Genomic DNA, 8,416 nt, shown 5'->3' on the forward strand with positions numbered 1-8,416 from the left:
GGCTCAGCCTATCCAGGGGTCTTCAGAGCCAGCCGTTGCGCTTGAGGGTGCGGTGGATGCCCACACAGAGGGCCACGGTGACCGACATGATCACGGGGTAGCCGTACCTCCAGTGCAGCTCCGGCATGTGGTCGAAGTTCATGCCGTACACGCCGCACACCATGGTCGGTACGGCGATGATCGCGGCCCACGAGGTGATCTTCCGCATGTCCTCGTTCTGCGCGACGGACGCCTGCGCGAGGTTGGCCTGGAGGATCGAGTTGAGCAGCTCGTCGAAGCCGAGGACCTGCTCCTGGACGCGGGCGAGGTGGTCGGCGACGTCCCGGAAGTACTTCTGGATGTCCGGGTCGATCAGCCGCATCGGGCGCTCGCTCAGCAGCTGCATGGGGCGCAGCAGCGGCGAGACGGCCCGCTTGAACTCCAGGACCTCACGCTTGAGTTGGTAGATGCCCGCCGAGTCCACACCGCGCGAGACCCCACCCCGGCGGCCCGGCGAGAAGACCTCGGTCTCCACCTCGTCGATGTCGTCCTGCACCGCGTCCGCGACCGCGATGTAGCCGTCGACGACGTGGTCGGCGATCGCGTGCAGCACCGCCGAGGGGCCCTTGGCGAGCAGCTCGGGGTCGTCCTGGAGCCGGTGGCGCAGTGCCCGCAGCGAGCCCTGGCCGCCGTGCCGGACGGTGATGAAGAAGTCCCGGCCGGTGAAGCACATGACCTCGCCGGTCTCGACGACCTCGCTGTTGGCGGTGACCCGGTCGTGCTCGACGTAGTGGATGGTCTTGAACACGGTGAACAGGGAGTCGTCGTAGCGCTCCAGCTTGGGGCGCTGGTGCGCCTGCACCGCGTCCTCCACGGCCAGCGGGTGCAGCCCGAACTCGCCGGCGATACCGGAGAATTCGGCCTCGGTCGGCTCGTGCAGCCCGATCCACACGAAGCCCCCGTCGCGGCGCACCAGGCGCATCGCCTCGTTCGGGGTGAGCGGCTTCGGCATCTCGACGCGGGCGCCGTCGCGGTAGACGGCGCAGTCGACGACGGCGGACGGGGTCGACGGGTCGCGGGTGGTGTCGTAGACGCTGCTGCTGTCCTTGCGCAGGGAGACGCGGGACGGGCGGACGACGGCACGCAGGTCACGGATCATCGACATGGCAGGCTCCTTCGTGACAGGCAACGAAAGGCCGCCGAGGCGGTTGGAACTGCCCGGAATGGGGACGTCCTGACTGCGGATGTTTGGCACGTCCACAAAGCGGGGAGCACCGCACCGTCGCGGTGGCGAGCTTCGCTACTGATTCAGCTACTGCCGTGAATCGGGCAGTTCGGACAGATCAGGTAAAACGAAACGAAGCGCTCTTCCGCGGTGAAGCGAGTGCGAGAGGTGGCAGTCAGCCAGAGCCAGAGCAGCTACATCAGCGGCGGGAAGAGCGGGTGCTACTGCACGGTCGACTTCGGTCCATTGCAGCCCCACCTCCTCCGGCCGGTCCCTCGTAAGGGAGTTCCTTCGGCGTCGGGGCTTGATCGCGACGCTTCTGCGTGCTGCCCCGAACCACCGGGCCAGAGTACCAGTCGGTCGAAGTGTCAAGGCGCTGCTTTGCCCGGTACTGACGAGTTCTATGCTCGCGGCATGGCTGATGTTCTTCCTCTGGTCGAGGCCCGGTTGCGCAGCGCGCTGGGCGAGCCGGACGCGCGCGCGGCGATCACCTTCCTCGGCACGGACCGCATCGAGGTGCTGCGTTTCCAGGACACCGGCCAGGAGGGCGGCGTCGTCCGCTACGCCACGCTCGGCATGTCCGCGCAGCCCATGGCCGACCCCACCGCGGTGCTCGCCGACCCGGTCAAGGGCCCGCGCGCCGAGCTGGTCCTTTCGGTACGAAGCGGTCTCGCCGAAACCGACAAGGTGCTCCGCCCGCTCGCCGTCCTGGCCGCTTCCCCGCAGGTCGAGGGCGTGGTCGTGGCCCCCGGCGCCTCCCTCGACGTCGGCGAGCCGCTGTGGCCCGGCGCCCCCTTCACCTCGGTCCTGGTCGGCGAGCCGGGCGGCCTGGTCGAGGATCTGGAACTGGACGAGCCCCTGGACCCCGTACGGTTCCTGCCGCTGTTCCCGATGACGCCGAACGAGGCCGCCTGGAAGCGGGTGCACGGCGCGCAGGCCCTCCAGGAGCGCTGGCTGACGAACGGGACGGACCTCCGGGATCCGTCCCGGAAGTCCGTCCCGCTGGAGTGATGGATCTCACCAACCGGTGGCTGAAAAGCGTCAGTTGGCTCAGCTGGCGAAGACGGTGACCCCGTCCTCGGTCGCGTGACTCGGCTCCAGCTCCTCGGCCTCGTGCGCCAGCGCCTTCCGTCGTACGACGACCACGAGCGCGCCCAGGACCGCCGTCACGGCGGCGACCACGAACGGCATGTGGATGTCGCTCCACTCCTCGATCTTCGGCGCGAAGAACGGCGCGGCGGCGGCCGCGAACCAGCGCACGAAGTTGTATCCGGCGCTCGCCACCGGCCGCGGGGCGTCCGACACCCCGAGCGCCAGTTCCGTGTACACGGTGTTGTTCACGCCGATGAAGGCGCCGGACAGGATCGTGCAGACGATGGCGGCGGTGTGGTTGCCGTATCCGAGGGCGAGCACGTCGACCGCGAGCAGGACCAGCGAGCCGCCGAGCACCTTCAGTGAGCCGAACCGCTCCTGCATGCGGGGTGCCACGATCACGGAGAAGACGGCGAGCAGCACACCCCAGGCGAAGAACACGGCACCCGACTTGTACGGGGTCATGTCCAGCACGAACGGGGTGAAGGCCAGCACGGTGAAGAACGTGTAGTTGTAGAAGAACGCCGACACCGCCGCCGAGGCCAGGCCGCCGTGACCCAGTGCCTTGATCGGGTCGAGCAGCGAGGTCTTCCTGGCCGGCTTCGGCTGCTCCTTCAGGAACGCCGTGATGCACAGGAAGCCGATCGCCATCAGGAACGCGGTGCCGAAGAAGGGGTAGCGCCAGCTGGCGTCACCGAGCAGTGCGCCCAGCAGGGGTCCGCACGCCATGCCGAGGCCGAGGGCGGACTCGTACAGCAGGATCGCGGCCGCGCTGCCGCCGGCCGCCGCGCCGACGATGACCGCGAGGGCCGTCGAGACGAACAGCGCGTTGCCGAGGCCCCAGCCGGCCCGGAAGCCGACGAGTTCGCCGACCGAGTTCGAGGTGCCCGACAGGGCCGCGAAGAGGACGACCAGGGCGAGGCCGAGCAGCAGGGTCCTGCGGCCGCCGATGCGGCTGGAGATGAAGCCGGTGACCAGCATCGCGATCGCGGTGATCAGGAAGTACGAGGTGAAGAGCAGCGACACCTGGCCGGCGGTGGCGTCCAGGCCCGAGGCGATGGACGGCAGGATCGGGTCGACGAGTCCGATGCCCATGAAGGCGACGACGGACGCGCCGGCGGTCGCCCAGACCGCCTTGGGCTGTCGCAGGATGCCACCGGCTCCCGCGTCGAAGGGGTCCTTGGGGTCTCCCATCGTGTTCTCCCATCACGGCGAAGATAGTTGGTATATGCATATAGTAAGTTAGCTCGGCTAAATAATGCAAGCTACATTCAGTTCTCGTCGGTGGAGCGCTTCCGCCCGGACGGGTGATCAGTCCTTGACGTGGGGGAGCGGGGGTAGGACCGTGGGGCCCTATGAGGGGCGAACCCAGTTGCCCGAAGTGTGGTGGCCGGGTCAGGGCTCCCGGACTCTTCGTCGATACCTGGCAGTGCGATGCGCACGGCACCGTGCACCCGGTGCAGCCCGTGATCCCGCCCAGCGTCGAGGCCCTCGAAGTCGTGGTGCACCGCACGCAGGTGCCGGTGTGGATCCCGTGGCCGCTGCCCGTCGGCTGGCTGTTCACCGGCGTGGCCTGCGCCGGTGACGACCGCAGCGGCGGCCGTGCCACGGCCGTGGCGTGCTCCGGACCCGGACCGCTCGGCGGCATGGGCGAACTGATCCTGGTGGCCGAGGAGCTCGGCGTCGGTCTCGGCGCGCGCTACGCGGGCATCGACGCCCCGGACCCGGGGCCGTACATGAGCGTCGAGAAACCACCCCAGGCCAAGGTCCTCGCCGCCGGCCGCCCGACCCCGCTGTGGCACGTGGCCGGCACCCCGGACGACCGCGCGGTCTTCGCGGGCGAGGCGCTCGGGCTGTGGGTGTGGGCGGTCGTGTGGCCCGAGCAGTCCGGGCTGCTGATGTACGACGAACTGGTGCTGACGGATCTGCGGGACGCGGGGGCCGAGGTGGAGCTGGTGCCGTGCGGCGCACTGTCGCCGCGCCTGCTCGAACCCTAGGGGTCCGCTGAGGCCGGCCTGCGTGATTCTGTAGGGGGCGCTGCACGGTTGCGGGTGTGACAGGGGAGCTCGAAAATCCGGTTATCCTTGAGCGTTCCCCTCCGTCCCGTCATCGCTTGGAGTTCGCGTCGTGCGCATCGACCTGCACACCCACTCCACGGCCTCCGACGGTACGGACACCCCGGCCGAGCTGGTGCGCAACGCCGCCGCTGCCGGTCTGGACGTGGTCGCGCTGACCGACCACGACACCACCCGCGGACACGCCGAGGCGATCGCCGCGCTGCCGCAGGAGCTCACGCTGGTCACCGGCGCCGAACTGTCCTGCCGGATCGACGGCGTCTCCATGCACCTGCTGGCCTACCTCTTCGACCCCGAGGAGCCGGCGCTGCTCGCCGAGCGCGAGCTGGTGCGGGACGACCGGGTGCCGCGGGCGCGGGGCATGGTCGCCAGGCTCCAGGAGCTGGGTGTGCCGGTCACCTGGGAGCAGGTGGCGCGGATCGCGGGCGACGGCTCGGTCGGACGCCCCCATGTCGCGACCGCTCTCGTCGAGCTCGGTGTCGTGCCGACCGTGAGTGACGCGTTCACGCCGGACTGGCTGGCCGACGGCGGCCGGGCCTACGTGGCCAAGCACGAGACCGACCCCTTCGAGGCGATCCGGCTGATCAAGGGCGCGGGTGGCGTCGCCGTGTTCGCCCACCCGGGCGCGAGCAAGCGCGGGCGTACGGTCCCCGAGTCCGCGATCGCCGAGCTGGCCACGGCCGGGCTCGACGGCCTCGAGGTCGACCACATGGACCACGACCCGGACACCCGGGCGCGACTGCGCGGCCTCGCCAAGGAACTCGGGCTGCTGACCACCGGGTCCAGCGACTACCACGGCAGCCGGAAGACGTGCGTGCTCGGCGAGTACGTGACGGATCCCGAGGTGTACGGGGAGATCACGCGACGGGCGACGGGGGCGTTTCCGGTGCCGGGGGCCGGCGGGGCCTGAGGGTTCAGGTTCTTCGCGCTTCAGGTTCCTCGCGCTTCACGTTCCTCGCGCACTTCAGGTTCTTCGCGTTCTTCACGTTCCTCGCGCTCCTCGCGTTCTTCGTGATCCTCACGTCCACGTCCGTTCGTCGCTCAGTCAGGCCCTCATGTTCGACCTCGCCGTCTTCGGCTCCCTGTTCCTCACCCTTTTCGTCATCATGGATCCCCCCGGGATCACCCCGATCTTCCTCGCGCTGACCTCCGGGCGGCCCGGCAAGGTGCAGAAGCGGATGGCGTTCCAGGCCGTCTGCGTGGCAGGCGGCGTGATCACCGTCTTCGGGCTGCTCGGGCACCAGATCCTCGACTACCTGCACGTGTCCGTGCCCGCGCTGATGATCGCGGGCGGGCTGCTGCTCCTGCTGATCGCGCTGGATCTGCTCACCGGCAAGACGGACGAGCCGAAGCAGACCAAGGACGTCAACGTCGCGCTCGTACCGCTGGGCATGCCGCTGCTGGCCGGGCCGGGTGCGATCGTGTCGGTCATCCTCGCCGTGCAGAAGGCCGACAGCGTCGCCACACAGGTGTCGGTGTGGACGGCGATCCTCGCCATCCATGTCGTCCTGTGGGTGGTGATGCGGTACTCGCTGCTGATCATCCGGGTCATCAAGGACGGTGGCGTGGTCCTGGTGACACGACTCGCGGGCATGATGCTCTCCGCGATCGCCGTGCAGCAGATCATCAACGGGGTCACCCAGGTCGTCCAGGCAAGCTGAGAAGCCCGGTCCCGCCGGGTACGCGCAGAGCCCCCGTACGGCGTCGATGCCGTACGGGGGCTCTGAAACCTGTAAGGGATCCCGGGGTTACGAGGCCGAGGTCTCGGCCGGCCGGATCCACAGCCGCTGGCCGATCGCGGCAGCCTGCTGAACGATACGGTTGACGGAGGCGGCGTCCACGACGGTGCTGTCCACGGCGGTGCCGTCGACGTCGTCGAGTCGCATGATTTCGAAGCGCATCGGCTTCTCCCTTCGTCTGGTCATCCTCCTGCGGAGAACTACTTCTGTTGCGTCTGGTGGCGTTGTGCCATCTGTACGTAGTCAACGGGCTGCGTGTTACAAACATTCCCTACGCTAAAGAAATTTTTCGAACAGCTAATTACTGACCGGTAAGCCACGTGGGCGAGACTGAACGGGACCAGTTGTGTTCGCAGCGTGACCGCCAGGACAATGGAGGCGATGAACGACGACCTCGCGGCCCTCAGCGCCCGCATCGACCGCACCAACGAGCTGCTCCAGCGCATGCTCGCCGAGGTGGCGAAGACGCCCTCGACCCATGCGATCTTCGTCGACGCGGGATACCTGTACGCGGCCGCGGGACGCCTCGTCTCCGGGACGGAGGACCGCCGCGCCTTCGACCTGGACGCGGAAGGCCTCATCGAGGCGCTCATCGACAAGGCCCGCACGATCTTCGCGGACAGCCGGCTGCTGCGGGTCTACTGGTACGACGGCGCGAGACGCCGCATCCACACCGGGGAGCAGCAGTCCATCGCCGAACTCCCGGACGTCAAGGTCCGGTTGGGCAACCTGAACGCGAACAACCAGCAGAAGGGCGTCGACTCCCTCATCCGCTCCGACCTGGAGTCCCTCGCCCGCCACCGCGCCATCAGCGACGCGGCACTCCTCGGCGGCGACGAGGACCTGGTCTCCGCAGTCGAGGCGGCCCAGGGGTACGGCGCCCGCGTCCACCTCTGGGGCATCGAGGCGCCGGAAGGCCGTAACCAGGCCGAGCCCCTGCTCTGGGAGGTCGACAGCCAGCGCACCCTGGACCTCGACTTCTTCAAGCCGTACGTGTCCCGCCGCACGGCCCCCGCCTACGAGTCGACGGCATCCCGCCCCACCCGCGAGGCCGTGCGCTTCGTCGGCGCGCAGATCGCGGCGAAGTGGCTGGCGGCGAGGGGCCGGGAGGCGCTGGTGGAACTGCTGCCGGGCCACCCCTATTTGCCGGGCTCGGTGGACCAGGACCTCCTGGTGGAGGCGGAGGGCCTGCTCCAGTACTCCCTCCGCGGCCAGCCCGACCTGAGACGCGCCCTGCGGGACGGCTTCTGGGAGCACCTGCAGGCGCAGTACTAGCCCGAACCGGTCCTGGTGCTTTGCCGGTCGGCTCTGGCATCTGCGGTGTCTGCGGTGTCCGCCAGTCAGTCCTTGCGGGGCTGGACGCCGTCCCAGAAGTTCGCGAGGGCGCGGGCGGTCGGGAGGGGCTGGTCGGTGTTCGGGGAATGCTCGGCGCCCGGGACGACCGTCCGTCGCGCCTTCAGCCGCAGGGCCATGTCGTCCAGCAGCGTCACCGGCCAGGTGTCGTCGTATGCGCCCGACAGGACGTGCAACGGGAGTGCGAGGGCGGCGAGTTCGGCGACCCGGTTCGGCTCGGTGCACAACTGGCGGCCAGTGGCACGGAGTTGGGCGGGCTTGTTGCCCAGCCAGCGGCGGCGCAACTGCTTCATGCCGCCGATACCGCGGGCCGGGCCTCCGACCTCCTCCGGCGGTCCCATGGCAAGGATGGCCTCCCACACCTCGGCCATGCCCATCACGGCGAGCGCGTCCCGCAACAGCTTCACGCGCTGCTGCTGGGAGTCGGAGATCTGGGCCGGTCCGGAGGCGATCAGGGTGAGCGAGCGGAACGGGGAGTGGTCGAGCAGTACGGCAGCGCGGGCGATCTGACCGCCGAGAGAGTGCCCGAGCAGATGCAGGGGCCCTTCGAGGGTGCCGGCCTGCGCGAGGACGTCCCGCGCCAACTCGTCCTGGGCGTAGGCGGATTCGTCCTCCTCGGGCCCGTCCGACTCGAACTGACCCCGCCCGTCCACGGCCACGACACGGTACCCCCGTCCGGCGAGCGGCTCGTGCAGCAGCGTGAAGTCCTCCTTGCTCCCCGTGAAGCCGGGCAGCATCAGCACGGTGCCCTTCGGCTCGACACCGGAGGGCACGGGCGAATCGACGACGGCGAAGTCCCCGCGCCGGGTACGGAGGGGGTAGGCGCGGGCGTTGGGAGGTGCGGCGAAGGAGGCTTGGCTCACGGGGGGAGGGTATCGGGTCGGGGTTCCGTCTCCGGGCCCCGGTGAGGGCCGGGAACGCCGACGGCCCGGTTCACACGAGGTGAACCGGGC

At 69.4% G+C, this 8,416-nt stretch carries 9 protein-coding genes; 5 read left to right on the plus strand and 4 right to left on the minus strand.

Features of this window, described 5'->3' with window-relative positions; all coding sequences use genetic code 11:
• Positions 1–22 precede the first annotated feature (22 nt).
• Positions 23–1,144 carry a magnesium and cobalt transport protein CorA gene (locus tag ACFWWR_RS15985; RefSeq protein WP_383858311.1) on the minus strand — a complete coding sequence of 374 codons (1,122 nt, stop codon included), beginning with the start codon at positions 1,142–1,144 and terminating at the stop codon, positions 23–25.
• Positions 1,145–1,618: 474 nt separating this feature from the next.
• On the opposite strand from ACFWWR_RS15985, the gene ACFWWR_RS15990 reads away from it, so the two are divergent.
• Complete coding sequence (locus ACFWWR_RS15990; protein ID WP_384303710.1) at positions 1,619–2,215, plus strand: suppressor of fused domain protein; 597 nt, start codon at positions 1,619–1,621, stop codon at positions 2,213–2,215.
• Positions 2,216–2,254: 39 nt separating this feature from the next.
• Here ACFWWR_RS15990 and ACFWWR_RS15995 read toward each other — a convergent pair whose 3' ends face one another.
• Entirely contained in the window at positions 2,255–3,490 is a 1,236-nt protein-coding gene (locus ACFWWR_RS15995) for an MFS transporter (RefSeq protein WP_384303712.1), read from the minus strand.
• A gap of 161 nt (positions 3,491–3,651) precedes the next feature.
• Here ACFWWR_RS15995 and ACFWWR_RS16000 point away from each other — a divergent pair, with 161 nt between their 5' ends.
• The 3 genes from ACFWWR_RS16000 (at position 3,652) to ACFWWR_RS16010 (ending at position 6,032) form a co-directional block, all read left to right on the plus strand.
• Entirely contained in the window at positions 3,652–4,293 is a 642-nt protein-coding gene (locus ACFWWR_RS16000) for a DUF6758 family protein (RefSeq protein ID WP_383858320.1), read from the plus strand.
• Between the two features lie 130 nt (positions 4,294–4,423).
• On the plus strand, positions 4,424–5,281 hold the full coding sequence (locus ACFWWR_RS16005; protein ID WP_384303714.1) for a PHP domain-containing protein: 858 nt from the start codon (positions 4,424–4,426) through the stop codon (positions 5,279–5,281).
• 145 nt (positions 5,282–5,426) lie between these two features.
• Positions 5,427–6,032, plus strand: coding sequence for a MarC family protein (locus ACFWWR_RS16010; protein WP_383858326.1), 606 nt, complete (start codon positions 5,427–5,429; stop codon positions 6,030–6,032).
• Between the two features lie 87 nt (positions 6,033–6,119).
• On the opposite strand, the gene ACFWWR_RS16015 is transcribed toward ACFWWR_RS16010, so the two are convergent.
• A complete protein-coding gene (locus ACFWWR_RS16015; RefSeq protein ID WP_217241068.1) occupies positions 6,120–6,272 on the minus strand; it encodes a hypothetical protein in 153 nt (50 codons plus the stop codon).
• Positions 6,273–6,491: 219 nt separating this feature from the next.
• Here ACFWWR_RS16015 and ACFWWR_RS16020 point away from each other — a divergent pair, with 219 nt between their 5' ends.
• On the plus strand, positions 6,492–7,385 hold the full coding sequence (locus tag ACFWWR_RS16020; RefSeq protein WP_383858454.1) for an NYN domain-containing protein: 894 nt from the start codon (positions 6,492–6,494) through the stop codon (positions 7,383–7,385).
• Positions 7,386–7,450: 65 nt separating this feature from the next.
• Here the strand turns inward: ACFWWR_RS16020 and ACFWWR_RS16025 are convergent, their stop codons facing one another.
• Complete coding sequence (locus ACFWWR_RS16025) at positions 7,451–8,326, minus strand: alpha/beta fold hydrolase (protein WP_384303716.1); 876 nt, start codon at positions 8,324–8,326, stop codon at positions 7,451–7,453.
• Positions 8,327–8,416: the final 90 nt, after the last annotated feature.

This window comes from Streptomyces sp. NPDC058678, assembly GCF_042714835.1.
GTDB lineage: Bacteria > Actinomycetota > Actinomycetes > Streptomycetales > Streptomycetaceae > Streptomyces.

Bases quoted from the DNA above. Each gene is read 5' to 3' on its own strand.
- ACFWWR_RS15985 (WP_383858311.1), bottom strand. From the start codon at position 1,144: ATGTCGATGATCCGTGACCTGCGTGCCGTCGTCCGCCCGTCCCGCGTC.
- ACFWWR_RS15990 (WP_384303710.1), top strand. From the start codon at position 1,619: ATGGCTGATGTTCTTCCTCTGGTCGAGGCCCGGTTGCGCAGCGCGCTG.
- ACFWWR_RS15995 (WP_384303712.1), bottom strand. From the start codon at position 3,490: ATGGGAGACCCCAAGGACCCCTTCGACGCGGGAGCCGGTGGCATCCTG.
- ACFWWR_RS16000 (WP_383858320.1), top strand. From the start codon at position 3,652: ATGAGGGGCGAACCCAGTTGCCCGAAGTGTGGTGGCCGGGTCAGGGCT.
- ACFWWR_RS16010 (WP_383858326.1), top strand. From the start codon at position 5,427: ATGTTCGACCTCGCCGTCTTCGGCTCCCTGTTCCTCACCCTTTTCGTC.
- ACFWWR_RS16015 (WP_217241068.1), bottom strand. From the start codon at position 6,272: ATGCGCTTCGAAATCATGCGACTCGACGACGTCGACGGCACCGCCGTG.
- ACFWWR_RS16020 (WP_383858454.1), top strand. From the start codon at position 6,492: ATGAACGACGACCTCGCGGCCCTCAGCGCCCGCATCGACCGCACCAAC.